This window comes from Synechococcus sp. MVIR-18-1 (assembly GCF_014279835.1).
In the GTDB taxonomy this organism is placed as follows: Bacteria; Cyanobacteriota; Cyanobacteriia; order PCC-6307; family Cyanobiaceae; genus Synechococcus_C.
In genome coordinates, this window is sequence record NZ_CP047942.1 from 25486 (window position 1) to 49968 (window position 24483).

At 57.3% G+C, this 24483-nt stretch carries 30 protein-coding genes and 1 tRNA gene; 17 read left to right on the forward strand and 14 right to left on the reverse strand.

What is annotated here, in order from left to right; translation table 11 throughout:
- The first annotated feature begins 39 nt into the window (after nucleotides 1–39).
- Genes dnaJ through rsgA form a run of 3 tightly spaced genes read left to right on the forward strand, consistent with a single transcriptional unit; the run spans nucleotide 40 to nucleotide 2317 of the window.
- Entirely contained in the window at nucleotides 40–1170 is a 1131-nt protein-coding gene (gene dnaJ / locus SynMVIR181_RS00110; RefSeq protein WP_186589557.1) for a molecular chaperone DnaJ, read from the forward strand.
- Nucleotides 1171–1173: 3 nt separating this feature from the next.
- Complete coding sequence (locus SynMVIR181_RS00115; RefSeq protein WP_186524236.1) at nucleotides 1174–1416, forward strand: sulfurtransferase TusA family protein; 243 nt, start codon at nucleotides 1174–1176, stop codon at nucleotides 1414–1416.
- Nucleotides 1403–2317, forward strand: a complete 915-nt coding sequence (rsgA, locus tag SynMVIR181_RS00120) for a ribosome small subunit-dependent GTPase A (RefSeq protein ID WP_370593857.1) — start codon at nucleotides 1403–1405, stop codon at nucleotides 2315–2317. Before SynMVIR181_RS00115 ends, rsgA begins: the two co-directional genes overlap by 14 nt.
- Here the strand turns inward: rsgA and SynMVIR181_RS00125 are convergent.
- From SynMVIR181_RS00125 to murC, 3 genes are read right to left on the reverse strand one after another with little or no spacing between them, the layout of a single operon-like run.
- Nucleotides 2292–2633, reverse strand: coding sequence for a YbaB/EbfC family nucleoid-associated protein (locus tag SynMVIR181_RS00125; protein ID WP_186589559.1), 342 nt, complete (start codon nucleotides 2631–2633; stop codon nucleotides 2292–2294). The two genes, rsgA and SynMVIR181_RS00125, sit on opposite strands and share 26 nt — an antisense overlap.
- A 24-nt stretch (nucleotides 2634–2657) precedes the next feature.
- Entirely contained in the window at nucleotides 2658–3596 is a 939-nt protein-coding gene (gene murB / locus SynMVIR181_RS00130; RefSeq protein WP_186589560.1) for a UDP-N-acetylmuramate dehydrogenase, read from the reverse strand.
- A complete protein-coding gene (gene murC, locus SynMVIR181_RS00135) occupies nucleotides 3572–4978 on the reverse strand; it encodes a UDP-N-acetylmuramate--L-alanine ligase (RefSeq protein WP_370593899.1) in 1407 nt (468 codons plus the stop codon). The genes murB and murC overlap by 25 nt, the downstream gene beginning before the upstream one ends.
- 211 nt (nucleotides 4979–5189) lie before the next feature.
- On the opposite strand from murC, the gene gap reads away from it, so the two are divergent.
- Nucleotides 5190–6215: a type I glyceraldehyde-3-phosphate dehydrogenase gene (gene gap / locus SynMVIR181_RS00140; RefSeq protein ID WP_186524240.1), complete on the forward strand. Its 1026-nt coding sequence runs from the start codon at nucleotides 5190–5192 to the stop codon at nucleotides 6213–6215.
- A gap of 65 nt (nucleotides 6216–6280) precedes the next feature.
- Here the strand turns inward: gap and thiL are convergent, their stop codons facing one another.
- Together thiL and SynMVIR181_RS00150 are read right to left on the reverse strand one after the other, a co-directional pair.
- On the reverse strand, nucleotides 6281–7261 hold the full coding sequence (gene thiL / locus SynMVIR181_RS00145) for a thiamine-phosphate kinase (RefSeq protein ID WP_186589562.1): 981 nt from the start codon (nucleotides 7259–7261) through the stop codon (nucleotides 6281–6283).
- Between the two features lie 7 nt (nucleotides 7262–7268).
- The gene (locus SynMVIR181_RS00150) at nucleotides 7269–8342 is read right to left on the reverse strand and encodes a peptidylprolyl isomerase (protein WP_186589563.1); all 1074 of its coding nucleotides are present in this window, start codon (nucleotides 8340–8342) and stop codon (nucleotides 7269–7271) included.
- A 65-nt stretch (nucleotides 8343–8407) separates the two neighbouring features.
- Between SynMVIR181_RS00150 and efp the strand changes: the two genes are divergently transcribed.
- Both efp and accB read left to right on the forward strand, forming a co-directional pair.
- The gene (efp, locus tag SynMVIR181_RS00155) at nucleotides 8408–8971 is read left to right on the forward strand and encodes an elongation factor P (protein WP_186517332.1); all 564 of its coding nucleotides are present in this window, start codon (nucleotides 8408–8410) and stop codon (nucleotides 8969–8971) included.
- Between the two features lie 2 nt (nucleotides 8972–8973).
- The gene (gene accB, locus SynMVIR181_RS00160) at nucleotides 8974–9453 is read left to right on the forward strand and encodes an acetyl-CoA carboxylase biotin carboxyl carrier protein (protein WP_186589564.1); all 480 of its coding nucleotides are present in this window, start codon (nucleotides 8974–8976) and stop codon (nucleotides 9451–9453) included.
- Here the strand turns inward: accB and pdxA are convergent.
- On the reverse strand, nucleotides 9440–10468 hold the full coding sequence (gene pdxA / locus SynMVIR181_RS00165) for a 4-hydroxythreonine-4-phosphate dehydrogenase PdxA (RefSeq protein ID WP_186589565.1): 1029 nt from the start codon (nucleotides 10466–10468) through the stop codon (nucleotides 9440–9442). The two genes, accB and pdxA, sit on opposite strands and share 14 nt — an antisense overlap.
- Between pdxA and SynMVIR181_RS00170 the strand changes: the two genes are divergently transcribed.
- Nucleotides 10467–10661: a 4-hydroxythreonine-4-phosphate dehydrogenase gene (locus SynMVIR181_RS00170; RefSeq protein WP_186589566.1), complete on the forward strand. Its 195-nt coding sequence runs from the start codon at nucleotides 10467–10469 to the stop codon at nucleotides 10659–10661. The two genes, pdxA and SynMVIR181_RS00170, sit on opposite strands and share 2 nt — an antisense overlap.
- On the opposite strand, the gene SynMVIR181_RS00175 is transcribed toward SynMVIR181_RS00170, so the two are convergent.
- Nucleotides 10624–11553, reverse strand: coding sequence for an SDR family oxidoreductase (locus SynMVIR181_RS00175; protein ID WP_186589567.1), 930 nt, complete (start codon nucleotides 11551–11553; stop codon nucleotides 10624–10626). The genes SynMVIR181_RS00170 and SynMVIR181_RS00175 overlap by 38 nt on opposite strands.
- 30 nt (nucleotides 11554–11583) lie before the next feature.
- Here SynMVIR181_RS00175 and SynMVIR181_RS00180 point away from each other — a divergent pair, with 30 nt between their 5' ends.
- Nucleotides 11584–11817: a serine protease inhibitor gene (locus SynMVIR181_RS00180; RefSeq protein WP_255444334.1), complete on the forward strand. Its 234-nt coding sequence runs from the start codon at nucleotides 11584–11586 to the stop codon at nucleotides 11815–11817.
- Here the strand turns inward: SynMVIR181_RS00180 and SynMVIR181_RS00185 are convergent, their stop codons facing one another.
- Entirely contained in the window at nucleotides 11818–12249 is a 432-nt protein-coding gene (locus SynMVIR181_RS00185) for an HNH endonuclease (protein ID WP_186589568.1), read from the reverse strand.
- A 279-nt stretch (nucleotides 12250–12528) separates the two neighbouring features.
- Between SynMVIR181_RS00185 and SynMVIR181_RS00190 the strand changes: the two genes are divergently transcribed.
- Nucleotides 12529–14037, forward strand: coding sequence for a DEAD/DEAH box helicase (locus SynMVIR181_RS00190; protein WP_186590403.1), 1509 nt, complete (start codon nucleotides 12529–12531; stop codon nucleotides 14035–14037).
- Here the strand turns inward: SynMVIR181_RS00190 and SynMVIR181_RS00195 are convergent.
- The 3 genes from SynMVIR181_RS00195 to SynMVIR181_RS00205 all read right to left on the reverse strand — a co-directional run bounded on the left by SynMVIR181_RS00195 (nucleotide 13992) and on the right by SynMVIR181_RS00205 (nucleotide 15395).
- The gene (locus SynMVIR181_RS00195; protein ID WP_255444335.1) at nucleotides 13992–14393 is read right to left on the reverse strand and encodes a hypothetical protein; all 402 of its coding nucleotides are present in this window, start codon (nucleotides 14391–14393) and stop codon (nucleotides 13992–13994) included. The genes SynMVIR181_RS00190 and SynMVIR181_RS00195 overlap by 46 nt on opposite strands.
- On the reverse strand, nucleotides 14390–14815 hold the full coding sequence (locus SynMVIR181_RS00200) for a DUF6554 family protein (protein WP_186590405.1): 426 nt from the start codon (nucleotides 14813–14815) through the stop codon (nucleotides 14390–14392). The genes SynMVIR181_RS00195 and SynMVIR181_RS00200 overlap by 4 nt, the downstream gene beginning before the upstream one ends.
- A gap of 64 nt (nucleotides 14816–14879) precedes the next feature.
- Entirely contained in the window at nucleotides 14880–15395 is a 516-nt protein-coding gene (locus SynMVIR181_RS00205; RefSeq protein ID WP_006854995.1) for an AbrB family transcriptional regulator, read from the reverse strand.
- A gap of 84 nt (nucleotides 15396–15479) precedes the next feature.
- On the opposite strand from SynMVIR181_RS00205, the gene SynMVIR181_RS00210 reads away from it, so the two are divergent.
- The 3 genes from SynMVIR181_RS00210 to SynMVIR181_RS00220 all read left to right on the forward strand — a co-directional run bounded on the left by SynMVIR181_RS00210 (nucleotide 15480) and on the right by SynMVIR181_RS00220 (nucleotide 16294).
- Nucleotides 15480–15770: a chemotaxis protein gene (locus SynMVIR181_RS00210; protein WP_186589569.1), complete on the forward strand. Its 291-nt coding sequence runs from the start codon at nucleotides 15480–15482 to the stop codon at nucleotides 15768–15770.
- Nucleotides 15771–15808: 38 nt separating this feature from the next.
- A complete protein-coding gene (locus SynMVIR181_RS00215) occupies nucleotides 15809–16012 on the forward strand; it encodes a hypothetical protein (protein ID WP_186589570.1) in 204 nt (67 codons plus the stop codon).
- A gap of 87 nt (nucleotides 16013–16099) precedes the next feature.
- Nucleotides 16100–16294 carry a hypothetical protein gene (locus tag SynMVIR181_RS00220; RefSeq protein ID WP_186589571.1) on the forward strand — a complete coding sequence of 65 codons (195 nt, stop codon included), beginning with the start codon at nucleotides 16100–16102 and terminating at the stop codon, nucleotides 16292–16294.
- Between the two features lie 3 nt (nucleotides 16295–16297).
- Here the strand turns inward: SynMVIR181_RS00220 and SynMVIR181_RS00225 are convergent.
- Nucleotides 16298–16369: transfer RNA gene (locus SynMVIR181_RS00225), tRNA-Gly, on the reverse strand.
- A 51-nt stretch (nucleotides 16370–16420) separates the two neighbouring features.
- Nucleotides 16421–17575 carry an alanine--glyoxylate aminotransferase family protein gene (locus SynMVIR181_RS00230; RefSeq protein WP_186590407.1) on the reverse strand — a complete coding sequence of 385 codons (1155 nt, stop codon included), beginning with the start codon at nucleotides 17573–17575 and terminating at the stop codon, nucleotides 16421–16423.
- Nucleotides 17576–17629: 54 nt separating this feature from the next.
- Here SynMVIR181_RS00230 and cbiD point away from each other — a divergent pair, with 54 nt between their 5' ends.
- The 5 genes from cbiD to mrdA all read left to right on the forward strand — a co-directional run bounded on the left by cbiD (nucleotide 17630) and on the right by mrdA (nucleotide 23336).
- Nucleotides 17630–18805: a cobalt-precorrin-5B (C(1))-methyltransferase CbiD gene (cbiD, locus tag SynMVIR181_RS00235; protein WP_186590406.1), complete on the forward strand. Its 1176-nt coding sequence runs from the start codon at nucleotides 17630–17632 to the stop codon at nucleotides 18803–18805.
- Nucleotides 18806–18853: 48 nt separating this feature from the next.
- Nucleotides 18854–20440 (forward strand): glutamine-hydrolyzing GMP synthase, encoded by a 1587-nt coding sequence (guaA, locus tag SynMVIR181_RS00240; RefSeq protein ID WP_186589572.1) that lies wholly within the window; start codon nucleotides 18854–18856, stop codon nucleotides 20438–20440.
- 64 nt (nucleotides 20441–20504) lie between these two features.
- Nucleotides 20505–21116, forward strand: a complete 612-nt coding sequence (locus tag SynMVIR181_RS00245) for a hypothetical protein (RefSeq protein WP_186590408.1) — start codon at nucleotides 20505–20507, stop codon at nucleotides 21114–21116.
- A 13-nt stretch (nucleotides 21117–21129) separates the two neighbouring features.
- Nucleotides 21130–21525 (forward strand): hypothetical protein, encoded by a 396-nt coding sequence (locus SynMVIR181_RS00250; protein ID WP_186589573.1) that lies wholly within the window; start codon nucleotides 21130–21132, stop codon nucleotides 21523–21525.
- A 5-nt stretch (nucleotides 21526–21530) separates the two neighbouring features.
- Nucleotides 21531–23336: a penicillin-binding protein 2 gene (gene mrdA / locus SynMVIR181_RS00255; RefSeq protein WP_186589574.1), complete on the forward strand. Its 1806-nt coding sequence runs from the start codon at nucleotides 21531–21533 to the stop codon at nucleotides 23334–23336.
- Nucleotide 23337: 1 nt separating this feature from the next.
- Here mrdA and SynMVIR181_RS00260 read toward each other — a convergent pair whose 3' ends face one another.
- Nucleotides 23338–24483: a glycosyltransferase family 1 protein gene (locus SynMVIR181_RS00260; protein ID WP_186589575.1), complete on the reverse strand. Its 1146-nt coding sequence runs from the start codon at nucleotides 24481–24483 to the stop codon at nucleotides 23338–23340.

A 24483-nucleotide genomic window follows, 5' to 3' on the forward strand; every position in this document is an offset into this window, starting at 1 on the left:
AAAACTTTTGCCTAGTGTGCGCAGCGGAATGACGAGCTGATGGCCGATTACTACGACCTCCTTGGCGTCAGCAGGGATGCAGATGCCGACACCCTGAAGCGCGCTTACAGGCGGATGGCTCGCCAATATCACCCTGATATCAATAAAGACGCTGGCGCTGAAGACCGCTTTAAGGAGATTGGCCGCGCCTACGAAGTGCTGAGCGATCCCCAAACCCGCGGGCGGTACGACCAGTTCGGTGAGGCCGGGCTCGGCGGCGGCGGCGGCATGCCCGATATGGGCGATATGGGTGGTTTTGCAGATATTTTCGAAACCTTTTTCAGCGGATTCGGTGGTGCCGCTGGAGGCGCTGGTCGTCAGCGCAGGCGAGGACCTCAACAGGGAGATGACCTCCGCTACGACCTCACGATTGATTTTGACCAGGCTGTGTTCGGCCAAGAGCGGGAGATCCGCATCCCCCACCTCGAGACCTGCACCACCTGTAGTGGCAGCGGTGCCAAAACAGGCAGTGGTCCCACCACCTGTACCACCTGTGGCGGAGTTGGGCAGGTGCGTCGCGCCACGCGCACTCCGTTTGGGAATTTTGAGCAAGTGGCTGAATGCCCCAGTTGCAATGGCACCGGTCAAGTGATTGCTGACCCTTGCAGCTCCTGTGGTGGTCAAGGGGTCACGCAAGTCCGTAAGAAATTGCGAATCAACATTCCCGCCGGTGTCGACACGGGGACCCGCTTGCGGGTTTCCGGAGAAGGCAATGCTGGGCTGCGTGGCGGTCCATCAGGAGATTTGTATGTTTTCCTCACGGTTAAATCGCACCCGAGCCTGAGGCGTGATGGGCTCACCGTTCTTTCGGAGGTGAAGGTGAGTTATCTGCAGGCAATCCTCGGAGACACTATTGAGGTGGAAACCGTGGATGGCCCTGAATCCCTTGAGATTCCGGCAGGTACTCAGCCCAATTCCGTTTTAACGCTTGAAAACAAGGGCATCCCAAAGCTGGGCAATCCAGTAGCCCGTGGTCATCAGCGCATCTCAGTCACGGTGACCTTGCCCACCCGTCTCAACGATGAGGAACGTGGTCTCCTCGAAGATTTGGCTGGACACCATTCAGCCCGTGGTGAGCAGCACCATCACCACAAGAGTGGTCTTTTTGCCCGATTGTTTGGGCAACGCTGACGGATGCGTGATGCCCAACCCGAACATTATTTGGATCTAAGGGGCACCCCCTGTCCAACCAATTTCATTCGCTGTCGTTTGGCCTTGGAGGCCATGCGTCCAGGGCAGCAGTTTCAGGTTGATCTCGATCGGGGTGAGCCAGAGGAGATGGTGATCCCAGGTCTGACTCGGGATGGTCATCGTGTGGAGGTGATGGACCAAGCCAAGGATTGGGTGCGCCTTCAGGTGGTCTGTGGTGGCGGTTGATCAGTCGGCTCAGTCCGGCATGGTTGTTGCGCTCCAGGCCAATTACTTGGAGGTGGAGCTTGATCAGGTTTCTGAGAGGATTCCCTCACGACTGCTTTGCACGCGGCGCACGCGTTTGAGTCATCGCGGTGAGGCTGTGTACGTCGGTGATCGCGTCAGGGTGGAAGCCATTGATGCGAGCCATGCCCGAGCGGTGGTCTCTCATGTCGAACCTCGCGTCAGTTTTCTGACACGCCCGCCCGTCGCCAACGCCACCACGGTGGTCGTGGCATTGGCCGTGGCTCAACCAGCTTTTGATCCCGATCAGGCCAGCCGTTTTCTGTTGACGGCAGAGCGAACGTCCCTGCATGTGCAGCTGGTCCTAACGAAAACCGATCTCCTAGAGCCGGAGGCATTGGAGCAGCTGCGCGCTCGTCTTCATGCCTGGGGGTATCCCCCGTTGTTGGTGTCGACGGGCAGTGGCCTTGGGCTCTCCAAGCTGAAACAAAGCCTTGCCGGATCGTCTCTTTCCGTGCTGTGTGGACCTTCAGGAGTTGGGAAGAGCTCATTGCTTAATGCCTTGATCCCTGAGCTTGATTTGCGGATCGGTGCCGTATCAGGACGGCTGCAGCGAGGACGTCACACCACGCGGCATGTGGAGTTGCATCGCTTGGAGGGTGAGGCACGGGTTGCTGATACGCCCGGTTTCAACCGCCCAGAGCTGCCAGATGACCCCAGGAATCTTGAGGTGTTGTTTCCTGAATTACGCGCTCAGCTCGAGCCCCATCCCTGTCGTTTTCGGGATTGCTTGCACCGTGATGAACCTGGATGCGGGGTCACGCGCGAGTGGGAGAGATACCCGATCTACAGGCGAGCTGTGGAGGATCTTCTGGGCCTTAACCGCCCATCCCGGGGAGGTTGAGATTGAGTCCACCGGTGAGTTCTTCCATGCGTTCTTTCATGGTGCCGGTGGAGCGTTCATAGGCTGATTGCAAGGCGGCGAGTGTGGCGGCTTCTGTGGCCTCCTGTCCTTCACTCAGCAGGGATGGATCCAGCTTTACTTTCAGCGGTTGTTGATTGCCAGACAACCAGATGCTGGCTCGACCGTCCTCACTGTTGCCCTCGATCTCCATGGCATCGAGTTCTTCTTGCAGTTTTTGCGCGTCTTGCTGGATTTGTTGAGCCTTTCGGAATGCCTCAGTGAGCTGTCCGAAATTGGGAAGTCCAAACCCTGCCATGACACCAATGAAGTGATGCCAAGGCTAATCGGTCGTTTGAAAGCCCAAGCGCTTCACTTCAGGATGCAACGTGATTCCGTGCACCCGCTTCACTTCGTTTTGAACGAAGTCGATCAAGGCGCGGATGTCATCGGCTTTGGCTTCGCCCACGTTGACGATGAAATTGGCATGCACCGGTGAGACTTCCGCTCCTCCGATCCGTTTCCCCTTGAGCCCTAAGCCTTCGATGAGCTGACCAGCTTTTTCGGGCTCTGGGTTGCGGAACACGCTTCCGCAGCTTGGCCATTGGTAGGGCTGGGTGGTGGTGCGATGACTGAGGTTGCCACTGGTCTTCCGCATCAACTCCTTGGCGTCATGGCCAGGTTCCAATTGAAAATGCGCTGCCATCACCAAGTGGTCACTGCCTTGTAGAAGGCTGTGTCGGTAGTCGTAGGCGAGATCAGCGTTGCTGAGCACCGTTGTGGCCGTCACCGTGTTCGTCTGCGATCGATCGATGACCTCCACAGATGTCAGGCAGTCGGCTGTGGAGCCGCCTTGAGCTCCGGCGTTCATGGCCGCAGCCCCACCCACGGTTCCAGGGATGCCAACGGCCCACTCCAGCCCATGCAATCCAAGTTTGGCTGCGCGCCTGGCAAGCGTTGGAAGGGGTTCACCCGCCAAGGCCTTCACCTGCCCTGATTCGGCATCCAGCTGGCTGCCCTGGAGGCGACGCAAACAAAGAGTGAGGCCTTGGAGTCCCGCATCAGCAATCAGCAGGTTCGAACCAGCTCCAATCACGCGGGTCGTCAAACCCTCCGCTTGGGCCCATTGGAGCAGCGAGAGACATTGCTCAGCATCGTTGGGTTCGGCCAACCATTGCGCCGGGCCTCCCACCCGCCACGTGGTGTAGTTCGCGAGGGACACCTGCTGTTGGAGGACCCCAGCCTCAACAAGAGCATTCAGGCTGCGATCGCTGGTGAACATGACGCCGCTCCTCCGATTCCTTCTTTTGACAGACGTTCCCAAAGACTGTTCACATCACCAGCACCCATTGCCAAGATCAAGTCATCAGGCTGGCTGTGTTGTTTCACCAGACCGGTGAGCTCGTCCATGGTGCTGGCCACAAAGACGGGTTGGTTGGGATCAATCAGCCGAATGGAGCGCGCCAGAAGCTCACTGTTGATGCCCTCGATCGGTGGTTCACCGGCTCCATAGATCGGAGCAAGGATGAGGGCGTCAGCGGACACAAGTGCCTGGGCAAAGGCGTTGAGAAATTCTTGTGTGCGGGTGTAGCGGTGGGGCTGAAAAATAGCGAGAAGGCGTTGAGGTGTGCGGGGTAAAGGGCTGCGGCCGCTTTGCACCATCAGCTGGGCCATGGTCAAGGTTGCTTGAACTTCGCTGGGGTGATGGGCATAGTCATCAACCACTTGTCGGTCTTGCCATTCCCCCCGGAAATCAAAGCGTCGACCAGGTGAACGCAGTTCCTTGACGGCTGAGAGAAGGGGATCCAAACGAACACCTTCCATGCGGCATGCCGCTATGGCGGCCACGACGTTGCTCAGGTTGTGCAGGCCAGGCAGGGGGAGGGTGATACGCCCTACCTGTTGCCCTTGCTCGTAATAATCGGCGATGGTGCGATCTCCATCGAGTTGCACAGGCAAAGCGGCGTAATCCGCTGTCTCGACGTGTTGAACAGACCAACAGGCATCGGCTTGGAAGTGTTCGCTGAGAATCGGATCGTCTTGATTGATGAGCAGGCGTTTGCAGCCGCTGCCGAAGGTTTTCATCGTCTCGATCAAATCGTCGAGATTGCGGTAATGGTCCGTATGGTCCAGTTCAAGATTGGTGATGATCCCCAGGCTGGCCTTGAACTTCACCAGCGATCCATCCGATTCGTCTGCCTCAGCGACAAGCAGACGACCGTTGCCGGTGTGCCCGTTGCTGCCGTAGCAGGGGACAACACCACCAATCACAGCGGTTGGATCTTCACCAACCGTGGCCAGGAGTGTGGTCACCAAAGTGCTTGTGGTGGTTTTTCCATGGCTACCCGCAACAGCGATGGCGGGTTGTTGTTCGATCAGCCAGGCCAAAAGGTCAGAGCGATGCCAGATCGTTAAATCCAAGCGCCGCGCTTCGATCAGCTCTGGATTGGTGTCAGGAATGGCCGTGCTGACCACCACCAAGGGCTCCTCAATATTGAGCGCTCCGAGCTGGGAAAAATTGTTGGAGACCTGGCTTTCGAATAGGACGATTGCTTTGGTCTCAAGCGCCTGCATCGCCGGTGTGAGTTTGCGATCGGACCCGCTAACGGAATGGCCTCGTTCCGCGAGAATCAGAGCCAGGGCCGACATGCCGATTCCGCCCATCCCAATGAAGTGAATGTGCTTCTGGGGCTGGATCGAATCGGCCAAGGGGAGTCAACGTGAGGGCTAACGATAATCCAGCTTTTCCTTGTGGCCAACTGCTTGAAGCTCATTTCATCTGATTTTTAGGCAGATCAATTACAGGAAAATCCCAATAAATTCTGTATGATCTTGCCCCAAAACCCCTTACGCGGTAAGACCGCATATTTCTGCCATGACCCTGCGCGTTGCCATCAATGGATTCGGCCGAATTGGTCGCAATGTGCTGCGGGGTTGGATCAGCCGAGGTGCGAATACTGATCTTGAAATCGTGGGAATGAATTCCACGTCTGACCCCAAGACCAGCGCGCACTTGCTCACCTACGACTCGATTTTGGGCCGTTTGGATCCGTCAGTGGACATCCAAACCACGGATGACACGATGATCATCAATGGCAAGGAAATCAAATTCTTCGCCGATCGCAACCCTCTCAACTGCCCTTGGAAGGATTGGGGTGTGGACCTGGTGATCGAATCCACAGGTGTGTTCAACACCGATGAGAAGGCCAGCATGCACATCCAGGCTGGTGCCAAGAAAGTGATTCTCACTGCTCCTGGTAAGGGCGCTGGCGTCGGCACCTTTGTGGTTGGTGTGAACGCAGACCAGTACCGCCACGAAGATTGGGACATCCTCAGCAACGCAAGCTGCACCACGAACTGTCTGGCGCCAATTGTCAAAGTTCTGGATCAGAACTTCGGCATGGAATGGGGTTTGATGACCACCATTCACAGCTACACCGGTGACCAGAGAATCCTGGACAACAGCCACCGTGACCTGCGTCGTGCGCGTGCAGCCGCACTGAACATGGTGCCGACAACCACCGGTGCAGCTAAGGCTGTGGCCTTGGTCTATCCCGAAGTGAAGGGCAAGCTCACCGGCTTCGCCATGCGCGTTCCCACTCCCAACGTGTCGGCTGTTGACCTCACCTTCGGAACCTCCAAGGGGCCGAGTGTGGAAGACGTTAAAGCGGTGATGAAGCAGGCCTCTGAGAACGGCATGAAGGGAATCATCAAGTACAGCGACCTGCCTCTTGTCTCCACCGATTTCGCCGGTACAAACGAATCGACGATCTTCGACGCTGATCTCACCTATGCCATGGGCGACAAGGCTGTGAAGATCTTGGCTTGGTACGACAACGAGTGGGGCTACAGCCAGCGTGTTGTCGACTTGGCTGAGGTTGTTGCCAAGGGTTGGAAGTAACCCTCAGGTTCGAGAAGATCTGATCTTCAGCCCTCCCTTAGGGGAGGGCTTTTTTGTGCGCTCTTTTAGCGGTAATGGGAGAACCCTGATGGCTGCAGCAACGCACCATCGTCGTTCCAGATGATCCTGCCTGTGTCGGCAGTGATGCTGCCGAAGCAGCAACTCTCAGGCTGATGCTGTCTCCAGGATTCAGCCCACTCAGGAGGCAGGCTCAGCACCAGTTCGAAATCTTCGCCACCACTGAGACACCAGCGATCCCATGCGCTTTCGCAGGGCCAGGCATCAGCGCGTGGGAGGGCATCCCTGCGTAGAACAGCGCCGCAACCACTGCTTTGACAAAGACCATTCACGGCAGCAAGCAGGCCATCGCTGCTGTCGGTCCCACCGGCTCGCCAGGGAAGCTGCTCGGGTTTGCAGGCCACCAAGGTCTGCAAGGCATCAAGCCTTGGCCATGGCCGCTGGTGACATCGAATCGCCTGCTCTTTCAGCCTGGCTGGAACTGGGAGTGCGCTGGGTAGCGGTGTGTCTTGCAGAAGTGCCAGTCCAAGGCGGCTCAGTCCATGGGGGCCACTGCTCATCAGCAGATCACCAGGTTGGGCCTGTGCCCGATGCAGTCGTAACGGTCCGAGTCGTCCAAACGCACTGATCGAGAGCAGTCGTTGGTTACCGGTGCTGCAGTCACCTCCCAGCAGAGTTCCACCAAAATGCTCGAGGGCTTCTGAGATGCCTTGGTACACCTGTTCAATCCACCACCAAGACGTGGTACCTGGGGCCACAAGGCCCACCGTGATCCCCTCCACCTGCTCAGAGCCGCTGGCAGCTAGATCAGACAGGTTGGCCACCACAGCTCGCCAACCCACGTCGGCAGGGGCTGTGGTTGCATCGCTGAAATGAACACCCTCCACCATCACGTCGGTGTTCACGAGCAGAGCCCTGGAATCTGGTGGCAGCAAGGCTGTGTCGTCATTGAGCTGGCCAGGAGGAGCAAAGCGGGCCAGACGGCTGAGCAGCTCTGCTTCTCCGAGTTCGGCCAGGGTGATGCTCACGGCAGCATCAGGCGTGATCTTGCAGTCGATCGGCGCCTTCGATCACCTGGATGCGTTTGATTCCGTCGTCAACGCCCAGTTCTTCGAGCACATCGAAGCCATCCACGACATAGCCGAAGGCGGCATTCCGCCCGTCCACGAGGTTGAGGCCAGCAGGCGTGAGCTCCGCTTCATAGAGGAACAGGAAGAATTGCGACGAGCCATCATCAAGGGCTTGGTCGGAATGCGCCCAACCCAGGGTCCCAAGGGTGGAAAAAGGAAGGACTGCTGCTGCTTTGAACAGTCCAACGTCCTCGAAGGTTTCGTTGTAGAGGGTTTCGGTTTCGCCTGGAACGCGAATTTCTAAGGGAACGTGCCGCTCTTCTTTGGTGTTTGGGTCCACGTAACCGATGTCAGGACCTTCCGGGTCTCCGGTTTGAAGGATGTAAAAATCTTCTGCGCGATTGAAGGGGAGACCGTCATAGAAGCCCTTCAAGCTGAGATCAATAAAGGCGCCAGCTGTTAGAGGAGCGTTGTAGCCGTCCACAACCGCAGTGAGGTTTCCTTGCGTGGTTTCGATGACCACGGTTGCCCGTCCAGCAAGCCGTGGCAAGGCATCGAATTCGGAGGGGATGTCAGGAAGGCGATCGTCGATCAGCAGGGCTTCCAGATCACCCACCCGACTCAGAGTGTCGCGACGGATCTGGATGAATCCATCTCTGTCATTGGCATCCGCCTCCTCATGAAGCTGGTCAAGGTCAGCGCGTACCTCGTTGAGGAGCAGTTCAGCCGTACGGCGTTGATCTTCAGGAACGGCTTCAACAATGCTGTTGCCGCGGGTGGCCACCAGTTTCTGCGTGCGGCTCACCGTGCGTCCCAAAGCACTCCAACGCTTGGCACGTAAATCGTTACTGGTGGATTCCAGACGATGCTGCAGCTCGCGAAGATCTTCTTGATTCATCGGCAGTGAATCGCGCAGGATCGCCGCTGGATCCTGTACGGCGTTGCCTTGAGGCAGGTCTGCCCATACCGGTTTGGCAAGCCAGAGGCCAAAGGCGGCTAGCCAGGCAAGAAGCAGAGCGGTCAGACGGCGGTGAGCCAAGGAGAACCCCAGGTGCTGTCAGGACTTTGGCACAGCCGTATGATCCATTGAACCGTTCCGCCGGAATGATCTCCAGCAACGACTTTCGCACCGGCACCACGATCGAGCTAGACGGTGCTGTCTGGCGCGTGGTCGAGTTTCTGCATGTCAAGCCTGGCAAGGGATCTGCGTTTGTCCGCACCAAGCTCAAGTCCGTTCAAAGCGGCAGCGTGGTGGAGAAAACGTTCCGAGCCGGAGAAAGTCTTACTCAGGCTGTGCTCGAGAAGTCGAAACTTCAACACACCTATATGGAGGGTGAAGATTTCGTCTTTATGGACATGTCGTCCTATGAAGAGACGCGCCTTACCGCCAAACAGATCGGAGATAGTCGCAAATATCTCAAGGAGGGCATGGAGGTGAATGTTGTTACCTGGAATGAGAAGCCCATCGAAGTTGAACTGCCGAATTCGGTTGTGTTGGAGATCGCTCAGACCGATCCCGGTGTGAAGGGAGACACAGCAACCGGTGGTACGAAACCTGCCATCTTGGAAACCGGTGCTCAGGTGATGGTTCCCCTGTTTTTATCGATCGGCGAAAAAATTAAGGTTGATACTCGCAACGACACCTATTTGGGACGGGAGAACGGTTAATCATGCAGCTCGACCACGATCAGCTTCACTCCCTTCTTGCCGCTCTCGTCGAGAGTGATATTCAGGAATTCCGCCTAGAGGGAGACGACTTTCGTTTGGAAGTGCGTCGCAACCTTCCTGTCACGACGGTGGCTGCGCCATTAATGCCCGTGGCCTCTGCACCGGCTGCTCCCCAGCAAGATCATTCTGCTGTTGAGCTCCCTGCAGGAACCCCTCCGCCTGCGGCTGGATCCCGTTCCGATTTGTTGGAAGTGACGGCTCCCATGGTCGGGACCTTCTATCGGGCTCCTGCACCAGGAGAACCTTCGTTCGTAGAGATTGGCACCCTCATTGGTGTAGGCCAAACGATCTGCATTCTTGAAGCCATGAAGCTGATGAATGAGCTCGAATCTGAGCTGGCAGGTGAGGTGGTTGAAATCCTGGTGGATAACGGCACCCCTGTTGAATTTGGTCAGGTGTTGATGCGGGTTAAGCCCGGCTGAGCTCCCAGGCGGCCCGAATCGCTGCCACCATGCTTGTCGATCTAGCCACCCCTTGTCCTGCGATATCGAAGCCGGTTCCATGATCTGGTGAAGTGCGCAAGAACGACAGCCCGAGTGTGGTGTTCACGGCCTCGTCAAAGGCCATCAGCTTCACGGGGATCAAGCCTTGGTCGTGATACAGCGCCAGGATCCCATCGGGTGATTCCGGTTGACGTCCCAGCTGCCAGGCCTTGGCAGCGCTGAGCCAACAGGTGTCAGGAGGCAGTGGTCCGCTCAGATGGACGTGGGGATGGTTGTCTTGCCACTGCTGGAGTGCAGGGATGAGCCAGTTCGTTTCTTCGCTGCCAAGGCGGCCCTGTTCTCCCGCGTGAGGATTGAGGCCTGCAACGAGCAAGCGTGGCTTGGGATTGAACCTCAGGCAGAATGCGCCGAGCACGTCCAGCTTGCGGAGTACGAGGTCGGGGCTGAGTGCAGTGGGGACCTGTTGCAGCGGAATATGCGTGGTGGCGAGCAGGGTGTTCAGCCTCCAGCCGTGGTTGGGTGCAACAGCTGTGAACAGCATGGAGGCTTGATCCGCACCGTCGAGTTCTGCCAAGCGTTCTGTTTGGCCTGGATAGTTGTGTCCTGCGGCATGCCAGGCATGTTTCGCAATCGGTGCTGTGACTAAAGCCAGGGTGCGCTCCTCTTTCATGCGCGAGACGGCATGGCTCAGCCAGCGAAAACTGGATGCACCACTTTCCGGGCTAGGAGCTCCAGGGGTGATGGCGTCATGGACCGGTAGATCGTCAATGTCTAGATCGCTGGGATCGATCAGCAGGGGGCATTGTTGGGCTTTCAGCCTGGAGTACGTGTGCTCCAACGTTTTTCGGCAGCCAACAACGAGTGGGTTCAGTCCATCGGGCAGTCGAGGGTCGGCGAGGGCTTTCAGCGTGACTTCCATGCCGATCCCAGCAGGATCACCAAGAGCAATCACCAGGCGGTCGGTAGCGTCAGAGGAGGGATGAGAGAAAGACATGCTGCGCTGGTTGCTCCTGGGGTTATTGCTTTACGGGTTGGGGACGGCGTTGCGGAAGGGCTGGATTGAAGTGCAGTGGCAGCGGTTGCTCGATGATGCAGGACTCACTGAAACCGGTTCAGGCAAGCCGCTTCCGTTGCATGAATTGCCGATGCTTAAGGCTCCTCCTCCGGTTCAGGATTCATCCCGTTGAAGCCTTCTGCAGCGAAGCAATCCTTGAGGCCGCTTGAAAAATCGGGATGCAGAAAGCTGTACCCCAGCTCGGCTCGCAGGAGTGCGTTGCTCACTTTGCGGTTGTCTGCCCAAAAAGAGAGAGCCATCGGGCTCATGCTGGCTTGGGCTTCATGGAAAGGGATCGCTGCTGGGAGCGTGCATCCCAACAGTTCGGCGCCAAAACGTTGAAGCTCGAGGCGGGAAGCGGGCTTGTTATCGCTGATATTTACCACCAATGGCCGCTGTCCTGCTGCGGCTCGATGCATGAGATGCCAGCAGGCTCCAGCTAGGTCATCTACATGGATGCGGCAGAACATCTGCCCCGGTTGATCCACAGGGGTGAGTTCGCCTGAGCGGATGGCAGCCAGGGGGGAACGTCCTGGCCCATAGATCCCCGGCAGGCGCAGGATCTGCACCGGCAGGCCGCTGTTGCGCCACAGCTGCTCACACGCCAATCGCTTCTGGCTGCGGAGTTGAGTGGGTTGGGGCTGGTGGGTTTCATCCACCCAATTGCCATTGCTATTTCCGTAAACGCCTGTGGTGGAGAAGTAGCCCACCCATTGCAGTGGCAGCTTCTGCAGCTGCTCTCCAAGACACGACAGCACTGGATCCGTTCCTTCTTTGCTGGGCGGGATTGTGCTGATCAGATGGGTGACGGAGGCGAGTGCTTCATGGCCTGGAACGATCCCGTTGGCACTGTCAAAGGGCAGATCATCGCTGCCGGATTCCGGTCGGCGGCGCGTGCAGATCACCCTTGTCCCAAGTGCTTTGGACAACTTGGCGAGATGGCCTCCGCTGAAGCCAGCGCCAAGAATGCACAACGTCGCATCTGGGGGGAGGGGAGCGCAGCGGTTGACAAGATCGTTCAGCATCAGTACAAACGTATCAATTGCGGTTTCGTTGTGGCTGATTCTTCCTTTTCACTGGTGCCCTCTCGGGATTCCATGCTGCCCCAGAGTCGGGTGCCGCGTCGTGATCGCGCAAAGGCTCAAGACACAGCACGGGTTCGCACGGGTTCAGCGCTTTTGGCTGCGGCTTTGGTAACAGGTGCCTTGTTCATGGCTCCAGACAGACCGGAGCAAAGCGCCTCAATTTGTCAGCACTATCACTCTGAGGCCGCCTGTCGGGTGTGGTGATCAGGCTGTACGAAGTCCCCAGTCCTGCTCGTCATCCCTCTTGGCCCGCGAGCCGTTTGGTCGGTCGGGACGGGATGATTGGTTGTGTTCAGGCTGGGCCCACTGCAGCAATCTCAAGGCGAGGCGCAGATCACCATCGATCCAGGCGCGAATAGCCATAGCGCGGCGCGGGTCATAAAAGCGTTGACGCCGGTACCAATCAAAAACATCGGCGTCCGATTTCTGTCCGTTGCACGACAGGCAAGCGGGAACACAATTTTCAGTCACGCTCATCCCCCCCCGGCTCAGGGGGAACACATGGTCGATGGATTCAGAAGGTTTGCCGCAATAAATGCAGCGGTTGCTGGTGTGGAGATGAATCGATTGACGCCAGCGTCGATTGCGCAGCTTGGGACAAAGATCTTCAAGGAAAACCGCATCCCTGCTGTGCATCCCAATACCTCAGCTAGCGCGATTCTGACCTGAGAGCAGGGTTCGTCAACGTGTCGAAAGCTGCATTTTCACGGTCGTGCCGTTTTTGTTGAGCAATGCGTGGATCAGTCATCCGCATTTGCTGTGTTGGCCAGCGCCCTTCAGGGGTGTTGAGAGGACTAGCGTCTGGGTCCTTGAACCGGAATTACGGCTTCATCACCAACAGCTTGCACGCTGGGATTGACTCCGTCTGGATTGGTGCAGGCCCGTTACCCCTTTGATGCGGTGACCCATGCGGAGATGCGCAGAATTCGTCCACGGGGCGTCTGGCGTGGTTCTCGGCTGGGTTGGGAATTTCCGCTTGCCTCGGCTGAAGCTCTGTTGCAGCGTTTTGAACGGCGTTTCCGGGTGGATGAGGAGCTGATGCGTTGGTTGCATTGGCATCGCCATCCGCTACCGCCACTGCCGCCCCACCGAGATCTGATCGCGCAGGCTGATCTGGATCAACGCTTACGCGATGGTCGCTTACCGATGCCTCACCAGCGTTCTGGTGCTCGCTGGTTGCTAGCGCGGCGCGGCGCGGTGCTGGCCGATGAGATGGGTCTTGGCAAAACCCTCACTGTGTTGCTGGCGGCGAGAGCCTTGCTGCGTGCCTTGCCGTTGCGCTTATTGGTTGTGGCCCCTGTGGGGTTGCATTCGCATTGGCGCCGCGAGGCCGCGGCCCTTGAGCTCATGCCGGAGCTTTGCAGCTGGGCGCGACTTCCCTCTGAGCTCCCGGAGGCCGGTACTTTGCTGCTGGTGGACGAGGCCCATTACGCCCAAACCTTGCGGGCACAACGCACGCAGGGTTTTCTGCGCCTTGCCCGGCATCCCCGCCTTAGAGCCATTTGGATGCTCACTGGCACACCAATGAAGAACGGCCGGCCTGATCAGCTGTATCCCTTGCTGGCTGCGATGGACCATCCCATTGCTCGGGACCAGCACTCCTATGAGGAATTGTTTTGTCAGGGGCATTTCCGCGAGCAAGGCGGAAGACAGCGATGGCAAACCGCAGGAGCCAGCCGATTGGACGAGCTGCGACGGTTGACCCGACCGCTTGTTTTGCATCGCCGCAAGCAGCAGGTTTTGGACCTTCCCCCCAAACAAAGGATGTTTGAAGGGATCGATCTCGATGCTGAGGAGCTGAAGGGCTTTGATTACCGCCTTCGCCTGGTCATCGATGACTACCGCCAGCGGGTGGCGCAGGGATTGGTGCGTTCTGATGCTGAATCTTTGGCGGTTCTTACAGCGTTGCGGCAAATTGCAGCCGAATTCAAGTTGCCGGCTGCGCAACAGTTAATTCAGCGTTTGCGGGAGCAGCACAAGCCGATCGTTTTGTTCAGCAGTTTTGTGGATCCGTTGCTGCTGCTCCACGAACGCCTGGGAGGCGTTTTGCTGACAGGCCGGCAGAAACCCGAGCAGCGGCAGTTTGCAGTTGACCGCTTTCAAGCTGGGGAGACCGATTTACTGTTGTCCACCTTTGCTGCTGGTGGGCTTGGCTTTACGCTCCATCGCGCTCAGCATGTCGTTCTCCTGGAGCGGCCCTGGACGCCTGGGGACATCGACCAGGCAGAAGATCGTTGCCATCGCATTGGAATGGAAGGAGGCTTGATCAGCCATTGGCTTCAGCTCGGTCTGGCTGATCAGCTCGTTGACGGTTTGGTGGCTAGCAAGGCGGAACGGATCGAATTGCTGCTTGGACCGCGTCGGGTCGCCCTCGATCGTCAGCCATTGCCCAAATTGGTGTCTCGTTGCTTACAGGATTTATGACGCACCTTGAGTTCATGCACCACCATCGGATCCTCAGTTCTGCTGCCTTTGCGCAGTAGCGCTAGGGCTTGGGTCACGTCGGCGCAGGCTTGGTCGGTCTTGCCCATCAACGTGAGCAAAAGTGAGCGATCAGCAAGCGCGGCTGGTTTATCGCCATGGGCGTCCACGACCTGATTGCAGCGTTGAAGTGCTTTGTCGAGCTTGTTCAGATCAAGATCTGACATGCAATCGGCAATCGATATTTCAGGTGAGATGGTCGCGGGCTTTGGTTCGGATCGACTGCGGCATCCCAAACCTGTGAGAAGCAAACCGCCAATCATCAAGATGGGAATGAATCGGATGGAAGAGGACGTCAATAGCTGTAGCGATCGTCATCGCTCGAATTAGACGAATTGAATGAATTGCTATTGCTTGAATTGGTTGAGTTGAGAACGCTGTCGAGGGATTTTGCAGAGCCTTTGCTGCCTCCGAAAAGATCGCCGAGGTACTGACCGCAGTCGGGGTAGCTGCCCGGATCTTCCACAACGGCCTCAGTAATCATGACCGCAGCATGTTCCGGAGAGGTTTTGAACATTCCGCTTTTTTGGCGTTTGATCAGGGCGTAAGCCGCTTCCCAGCTGACCTGGTGATCGTTATCGCTGTTCCTCATGAAACAATAAATTTTTGCGCCCTTCACAGCTTCAGGGGTCCCGGCGATCGCCTGAGCTGGAGCCAGGCCAGCCCCCGCTAAGCCGGCCAGAGAGAGGAGGAGCGCAAGGCGCTGGCGCAGTCGGGCCATGGCAGGACGAGTGAAGCGATTAGAAACCAAAATATCGATTGAAATCGCTCTGTCTAGGCCTGAGTCAGGAATCACCCAGCCCAAGTGGCGTGAGCAGTTTCACCACAACAGGGATGACCAGCAAGACAGTGATCAAGCGGACGGCATGCAGTGCAGCAACGGCTGCTCCAACGCCGTAGTCAGCCCCGACCAGGCTCATGCCGCTGATTCCACCAGGCGCTGCCCCCAGCAGGGTGACAAGAGGATCAACGCCGAGCAGCCTGCTGCTCCAGAGCCCCACCACAATTCCGGTGAGGACGAGGGTGAGCGTGATCAAGACCGCAGGCTTCCACAACTGCTGTAGTTGATCCAGTGAGGCTTTGGTTAGGCCTGTACCGATCACGGTGCCAATGGCGATTTCCAGGCAGGTCTTTGTGCCTGCTGGCCATTGAGCCACCTCGAGCCGTCCACTCATGCTCACCATCGCGGCTCCGATCAGTGCGCCTGCCAGTGGTGCAGCAGGGATTCCAGTGCGCGTGGCAAGCAATCCCATGCTCGTGCCGGCGAGGAGATAGAGGAGCACCGTTGTGAGTGGGGGCATGAACACCACGCTGCAGATTGATCCTTAGTCTGGATCGAGCGGTTCTGATGTGCTGTTATCGGGGCATATCTGTTTCTTGGGGCGATGACCCAGTCCGTTTCCTTCCGCATTACGCGAACCGCTGAGGATGTAGCAGAGACCCTGAATGCTTTATCTCAACGGCTGATCAAGCTTGAGAATCGCCTTGAGAGTTTGGAGCTTCAGCTGGAACGCCAGTCGTCGGAGGTCAACACCATGCCCGCAGAGGAGATGGAACGTCTTGATGGGGTGGATCGCTTGCTCACCGATTGCAAAGACCTCTTGCTGCGTTCTGAGCCGCAATGGGTTGATCCACCCAGTTCCGTTATGTCATCGGAGCAAGACTTGGCTGCCTAACCCATGACATGAGTGGCACAATTCGAATAAAGCCACCTATGGCTCATCCATTTACCAATTCCGCAGCGACGTGCGAAGTCATCTCGCGTAACCGCCAAAACTTCTTTGAAGGTGGTCACCAGCTTGAAAAGCTGGAATTTGCTTTAGCTGTTGCAATCACCCGAGGAGATGCCAGCCGATGCGAAATGCTTCGCGGTCAGATTGCTGAACTTGGAGGCAACATCGAAGAGCCAGGGACTTGAGTTGAGATTGGCACTTCATTCATTCGTTAGACTATTGATATTCAAGTCCATTTAGTGTTGAATTCGGTTCTCGATAGAAGTTCAACGATGGTGCAATCTGCTCCCAATCAAAAACAGGAGCATCTTGCCAAAGCTGATGTGTTGTTTCAGCAAGCGCAATCTGCAGCCGAATCAGGCGATGTCTCGTCTTCAGGCTCTTTCATTTTGAAAGCACTTGAACAAGAGCGACGCGCTGGCACCGTCGGTCCTCAAGTGATGCAATTGATTAAACCCAGATCTTGATCAAGCGGGTGACCGGATTCGAACCGGCGACGTCCAGCTTGGGAAGCTGACATTCTACCGCTGAATTACACCCGCATAGGCGCGATTCTATCTCACGCCCGATGCTCTAGTTGATGATTAATCGCCCTAATTCTTGCTTAAGACGGCTGATGCAGCGCTAAGTCCAGCACCCATCTGGCCCTCGTGGAAGCCGAGTGAATGCAACACGGATTCAATGGCAGCTACGGCTGTCAATACATCTCGATCGCAGACAAAGCCGAGATGGCCAATGCGGAACACCTTGCCTTTGAGATGGTCTTGACCGCCAGCTAACAGAATGTCGAAGCGATCTTTGATGGTTTTACGCAGCAGTTCTGCATCCATTCCTGCAGGAGCTACTGCCGTGATCGCCGGACTTCCATGGCCTTGGGCTGCAAACAGCGTCAATCCGATCGCTTTCATCGCCGCTTGTGCTGCATCGCGGTGACGCGCATGGCGGGCAAAAATCGCTTCAAGACCTTCCGCCTGCATCATCTCCAGTGCGGCGTCGAGAGCGAAGTACAAATTCACGGCAGGCGTGAACGGATTGCTGTTCTTGGCTGCAGTTTTCCGGTAGGGGCCCAGATCCAAATAAAACTTCGGTAGATCCGAGCGTTCGTAGGCCGTCCAAGCGCGCTCACTCATCGCAACAAAGCTGAGTCCTGGCGGCATCATGTAGCCCTTTTGGGACCCAGATGCGACCACATCCAGCTTCCAGTCATCCATGGGAACGTTGGTGGCGCCCAGGCTGGTGACGCAGTCGGCGATGGTCAGTGCTGTGCCGTGGGCTTGGACGTGGCGGCTGATCGTTTCCAGATCGTTGATCACCCCTGTGGACGTTTCTGAATGGGTCAGGATCACCGCGCGGATCGTTTTGTCCTTGTCGGCTTCCAAAGCGGTCCGGAACTTGTCTGGGTCGAGGGGTTGTCCCCAGTCCGCCTTGATGACGTCAACCTCAAGGCCGTAGGCACGCGCCACCTTGACCCAGCGCTCGCCAAACTTGCCGTTGTCGCCACAGATCACCCGATCACCACGGCTGAGTGTGTTGATGATTCCAGCTTCCATAGCAGCTGTGCCGCTACCGGTGATCACCAGCACGTCGTTGTTGGTTTGATGCAGCCAGCGCAGTTGAGCTGTTGTACGTTCCACCACCGCTTGAAACTCACCGCTGCGGTGCCCGATGGGATGGCGTCCCATCGCTTTCAGAACCGTTTCTGGCACCGGGGTGGGTCCGGGGATCATCAGGGTGAGCTTGTCCTGCACGTCCGGAAGAGCGCCAATCGTCCATTCTAAAAAACGATCCGCTTCCAATTCGGTATCACGCAATCCCTTACAGATTCCCCCCAGGGGCTGACTCTCCCCGTCTGGGTTGCCGCCGCAGCGCGTGCGGCCACACAAGTGCTGTGTGGTCAGACCACTGAAAATCCACAATCGCTGCAGATTCCAGGTCGAGATCAGCCGCTGAATGTGCCGATTCAGTCTTCAGCGCCCTTGCAAGGGGGTGAGCAAGCTTTGGCGATCAGTCGCTGTGATCCTGGCCCAGGTCTCGATCTCACGCGAGATTTAGAAATTTGGGTTCAGGCGCGTTGGAGTTTGCCCGTTACAAGTTGGTTGGAGATCGTGCCTGGGGAGGGAATCGGCAGACAGGGGCGTGAAGGAGATCTTTGTGCGTCTGACTTCGCCCGCCGTTTGTTGGAGGCCAATCTGCGCGACCTGGTTCCTCCTGGTCGATGTTTGCAATTGGAAGTTGTGTTTCCGCTTGGCCGCGAGCTGGCCCAGCGCACCAGTAACGCAGCCTTTGGTGTGGTGGATGGCCTGGCCTTGATTGGCACGCAAGCTGAAGTGCAGTCGAGTGCATCACCCGATCAGCTGCGCGCCAGTCTTGATGCCTTGCAGGCGATTGCCAGCGCAGCCGATTTCTGCGGATCTCTCACCTTGGTGATTGGGGAGAACGGGTTGGATCTCGCCCATCAGCTGGGTCTTGCAGATCAACAGCCTTTGCTGAAGGCAGGGAACTGGATTGGGCCTTTGCTTGTGGCCAGTGCGGAAGCGGGTGTGAGCAATCTGCTCTTGCTCGGATATCACGGAAAGCTGGTCAAATTGGCTGGGGGGATCTTCCATACCCACCATCATTTGGCTGATGGTCGTTTGGAGGTTCTTGCGGCGATTGCCCTGCAGCAGGGACTCGGTGTTGATCTGATCAAAGAGCTGCTGGGTTGTGCGTCGATGGAATCAGCGCTCCAAGAGCTTCAGAAGCGTGATTCCACTGAGGCAGATCGGGTCTGGCAAGCGATCGCACAGGCGGTTGAATGGCGAAGCGAGGCTTACCTAAAGCGTTATGGCACCTGGCCTATGCGGGTCGGTGCGGCGTTATTTGATCGCCAACGCCAGCTGCGCTGGACTGGATTGACAGGACACTCCCTTCTCGCTCGCTGCGGACTTGGCATTCATTCGGAAGGGGAAGAGGCCGGCTTGGATCCTTCTCTACGCTGAAGGCACTGAAGGTTTGGAAGGCCGTTCTTTTGACGGTCCTAGTGCGGTATGTCATCAGTCCAGAGCGAAGGTCAGCGCAAACCGGCCATCGTCATCCTTGATTTCGGTTCCCAGTACTCGGAACTGATTGCACGCCGAGTGCGTGAGACGGAGGTGTTCTCGCTGGTGTTGGGCTACAGCACCAGCGCTGAAGAATTACGGGCGTTGGCTCCCCGTGGAATCATCCTCAGCGGAGGCCCAAGTTCGGTCTATGCCGATGAGGCTCCCCTTTGCGATCCAGCGATTTGGGATCTGGGCATCCCTGTGCTGGGGGTCTGCTACGGCATGCAGTTGATGGTTCAGCAGCTTGGCGGTCGGGTGGTGGCGGCCACGGGTAAGGCCGAATACGGCAAGGCTCCGCTCGTGGTCGATGACCCCACTGCACTGCTCACGAATGTGGAGAGTGGTTCCACGATGTGGATGAGTCACGGTGATTCCGTGGAAGCCTTGCCCGATGGCTTCGTGCGCTTAGCTCATACAGCGAATACGCCTGAGGCGGCGATTGCAAATCAGAGCCGACATTTATACGGCACTCAATTTCATCCTGAGGTGGTTCATTCCACCGGTGGAATGGTGATGATTCGCAATTTTGTTTATCACATCTGTGGTTGCGACCCCGATTGGACTACGGAAGCTTTTATCGATGAAGCTGTCGCCAATGTGCGTGAGCAGGTCGGTCAAAAGCGTGTGCTGCTTGCTCTGTCCGGTGGCGTTGATTCTTCAACTCTTGCTTTTTTATTGAAGAAAGCAATTGGAGATCAGCTCACTTGCATGTTTATTGATCAAGGTTTCATGCGCAAAGGCGAGCCTGAATTCCTGATGGAATTTTTTGATCGCAAATTCAATATTCATGTGGAGTACATCCATGCCCGAGAACGGTTTATCAAGAAGCTCGATGGCATTACCGATCCAGAGGAGAAACGCAAAATCATCGGCACGGAATTTATTCGCGTGTTCGAAGAGGAAAGCCGCCGGCTTGGGCCGTTTGATTACTTAGCCCAGGGAACGCTCTATCCGGATGTGATTGAAAGCGCTGGCACCAACGTGGATCCCAAAACCGGGGAGCGTGTGGCTGTGAAGATCAAGAGCCATCACAACGTGGGAGGACTTCCTAAGGATTTGCGCTTCAAGTTGGTGGAGCCCCTACGCAAACTGTTTAAGGATGAAGTTCGCAAGGTGGGCCGAACGCTCGGGTTGCCCGAGGAGATCGTGAGTCGCCATCCATTCCCAGGGCCTGGACTGGCGATTCGCATCTTGGGCGAAGTGACGGAGGAAAAGCTTGATTGTTTGCGTGACGCCGATCTGATCGTGCGCGAGGAGGTGAATGCGGCGGGTCTCTATCACGACATTTGGCAGGCGTTTGCGGTGCTTCTTCCCGTGCGCTCCGTGGGGGTGATGGGCGATAAGCGCACCTACGCCTGGCCGATCGTGCTGCGCTGTGTCTCGAGTGAGGACGGCATGACCGCTGATTGGTCGAGGCTTCCCTATGACCTGATGGAAACGATTTCCAATCGGATCGTGAATGAGGTGAAAGGAGTGAATCGCGTGGTGATGGACATCACCAGCAAGCCGCCAGGAACGATTGAGTGGGAATGAGCCTGTTTAAGGGGCTGGTGAACAGGCCTCAGCGTCGATAACCTTGGCGCCCGGCATCAATCCCTTGACCGCTGCTCAAGAGCAGGACCTCCAGCTTCAGCGCCGTCTTCAGCAAGACAGCATTTTGTTGGCAGGGAAAACGATCTACATCAACCCTTTTTTGTATTGGCGTCGTTTCGACAGCAATACGGATCGTTGGTTGCGCGAACCGGGCCAGCTCTCGGAAGAGCAGATTGCCTCGAATCGCAGTCGCTTTTATCCAGAGCTCGACTGGACCTTGCTCAAAGATTCTGATCGAGAGATTAAGGATGGAGCTGTGGAGATGTTCCTCAAAAGCATGGAGCTGATTGGGACGTTTCATCCTGAGCTCAGCTCCGGGCATCTGCTCGAGGTGGAGCGCAAGATGGCGATCACCAAGAAGCGATCGTTTGAGCGTTGGGTGGAGAAGTCGTACCGGCGACGCGCCAAGCAGGAAACCTGGGAACGACGTCGCTTCGACCGTGATCGTTTTTGGCGCTCCTGGGGGGAATGGCTTTCTTTAGAAGCGACCCATCACGCCTTGGCTCCAGCGGTGGCGTTGTTGGTGCTCACAGGTGTGGGTGGATGGTGGCTTGGGTCATCGAATTCAAGTTGTCCGACACTTTTGCCTCCTCCGCAGCAGACTGGAATGCGCTGAGTCGGGTCTGCTCATGGCTGACAATCAACCGTTTGACACCCTGCGACTGGCATTGATGCAGGACGTGTTGCCTGTGGGGCTCGCTTTGGTGGAGCGGGCCCGTGCTGGAGGCCCCGCCAAGGTTGTGGAATCGTTTACCTCAGGGGCATCAGATCCGTTGCGTGAGTTGCGCGATGAAGGTGAACCGGCCGCAAAGGGTGTGCGTGAACGACTCGATCAAGTGAGTCCTGGGCTCGGCAATCCAGTTATGCCCGTGCAGGTGGCTGTGGAGGAGCCCACCGCCGAGGTGGTTGACGTCATCGAAGAAGGCCGTTCACCAGAACAGGAAGAACAGCAGTTGGGCGAGGTTCTGGCGAGGATTACCCAGCGGCTTCAGGCCTTGGAAGCTCAGCTTGACCAAGAGAGCTGAAGGGCATGACCCGCTCCGCCTCTCCCCAAAGGGACGCTCAACGTCAAAGCGGTTTGCGCCAGCAGCCCCTGGTCTTGTTCGGATTAGTGCTGTTGTTTTGCAGCGCCATGGTTGCTCGCTTGGTATGGCTCCAGGTGTTGGAGGGCCCTCGCTACAGGCAGTTGGCGGATGAAAACCGCATTCGACTCGTACCGAGATCGCCAACGCGTGGCCGTCTTCTTGATCGCAAAGGGCGGGTCTTGGCCTCCAGCAAACTCACCTATTCGTTGTATGTGGAGCCGCGCTTGGTGGATGACGCGTCCTGGCCGGAGTTGCGCGATCGCCTTGCCAGTCTTCTGGATCTCGACCCGTCAACCCTGGATCGTCGCCGCCAGTCCGGGCCGGATCGCAATGGTTACCGCATCAATTTGGCTAGCGAACTCAGCTCCGAGCAGGTGCTTCGTTTCCGGGAGCAGTCCCTCGGACTGAAGGGCGCCCAAGTGGACGTGGATATTCTTCGCGCCTATCCCCACGGAACATTGGCAGCCCATACCCTCGGCTACACCCAGCCGATCACGGAGGAGGAATACAAATCACTGGCTGATCGGGGTTACAAAATTCGCGATCGGATTGGTCGCATCGGCGTCGAGGCGGCCTACGAGTCGCATTTGCGGGGCAAGTGGGGCGGGCAAATGCTCGAAGTGAATGCCATGGGTGAGGTGCAGAGGCACCTGGGTGATCGGCCATCGGTGGCCGGCAAAGACCTCACGCTCACGCTGGATCTTGATCTTCAGAAGACGGCTGAGCAGGCTTTGGCTGATAAGCCTGGCGGCGCGATTGTTGCCATGGACCCTCGCAACGGAGCGATCTTGGCGCTTGCGAGCAATCCGACGTTTGATCCCAATTTTTTCTCGCAACTTGTCACCACTCAGAAGGAGTACGACGCGCTGTTTTCAAATCCCAAAAAGCCGCTGCTGAGCCGTGCCATGAATGCCTATGACCCTGGAAGCACGTGGAAGCCCGTGACAGCGATGGCGGGAATGGCGTCGGGCAAATTTCCGGCGGAGGTAAAGTTGAACACCACCGCCTGCATCACCTACGGCGGCCATTGTTTCCCTGATCACAATGGTGCTGGCTTTGGACGGATTGGCTACGCCGATGCCCTGCGCTTCTCCAGCAATACGTTTTTCTATCAAGTGGGTGTGGGTGCAGGCTCGCTTGCTCTCAAGAAAGCCTCCACGCAACTTGGTTTTGGGCGGAAGACAGGGATTGAAATCGGTTGGGAAGAAAATGTGGGTCTCGTTGGTGATGAAGAGTGGGCAAAGGAGGGCCGCGGCTGGGCGGAGCCTGGTTCCACTCCTTGGATTCCTGAGGACATGGCCTCGGCTTCGATTGGTCAGTCGGTGGTGCAGATCACCCCGCTGCAATTGGCACGGGCCTATTGCGTGTTTGCCAATGGTGGTTGGCTGGTCACCCCCCACCTTGCCGATCAAGGCTTGGATTGGACTGCTCCATCGCGGCGTTCCAAGGTGCCGATCAAGCCAGCAACCCTGGCAAAGATCCGCGAAGGCTTGCGCAAGGTGGTGGAGGACGGCACCGGCTACGGCCTGAATGGGGAGGGCATTCCTCCTGCGGCCGGCAAGACCGGTACAGCGGAAGACAGCACGGGTGGCCCAGATCATGCCTGGTTTGCTAGTTATGCCCCCTACCCGAACGGGGAGATCGTGGTGGTGGCCTTTGCGCAGAACACCCCTGGGGGAGGCTCCGTGCATGCGCTGCCGATGGCTAAGAAAGTGATTGAAGTGTGGAACCGCAATCGCAAACAGACTTGACTTAGGCCGCTGAGCTGAGGTCTGAGGAGAGCACCTGGCGGTAATAGCTCCTTAGCTGTTCTGTTGCCCCAGCCCAGCCCCAGCGTTCGGCTTCTGAGCGGGCGGCATTGCGGAGGGCTTGACGCTCGAGGTCATTGCCAAGCAGCTTGCCGGTGGCTTCGATCAAGCTGCCGGCCCCCGCATCTGCCCCGTCTGGTTCATAGAGACAACCGTTCACGCCGTCGCTAATGATGTCCGGGATACCGCCGCGATTGGCACCTACCACTGGGCAGCCAGCGGCCATCGCCTCGAGCAACACAAGGCCAAGGGTTTCGGTGCTTGATGGGAATAGAAAGGCATCACCGCTGGCGTAGGCCCCAGCGAGTTCTTCTCCGGCCAGATAGCCCACAAAGGTGGTGGCTGTTCCCTCGAAATGCTTTTCCAGTTGCTGCCGGTGGGGGCCATCGCCTACCAGCGCCAGTCGCGCATCGGGCAACGCCTCGAGCACCGGACGGATCCGTTCGATCTGTTTTTCTGCGGAGAGCCGACCGACATACAGCAGAAGTGCTCCGCGGTCGTCGTATGCACCGAGCAGGCGTTGACGGAGTTCTGGGCTACGCAACTCGGGCCGGAACATCTCTGTATCCACGCCCCGCTGCCACAGGGCGGTGTGCTGGATGCCCTTATCGCTGAGCTCTTGCACCATCGCGGTGGAGGTGCAGAGATTCAGCAAAGCTTGGTTATGAGCTGCTTTGAGAAGTTCCCACAACAAGGGTTCGAGCATGCCCATGCCGTAGTGCTCGAGATACTTCGGCAGGTGTGTGTGATAGCTGGCGATCAGGGGGATGGATTTGCTCTTGGCGAGCCAGATGCCTCCCAAGCCCAGAACCGCTGGATTCACCACGTGGATCAGGTCTGGCTGGAAGGCATCGATGGCTTCGGAAACAGCCGGACGTGGCAAAGCGAGCTTCAGCTCTGGGTAGAGCGGCAAGGGCATGGCAGGAACACCCACCACCTTGGCTCCCATGTAGTTGCTGGGTGCGCCTTCTGGACAAAACACCACCACCTCATCTCCAGCATCCACAAGGTGCTTCACCGTTTTGGTGAGCCGGGTGACGATGCCGTCGACTTTGGGGAGGAAGGTTTCGGTAAAAAAGGCGATTTTCAA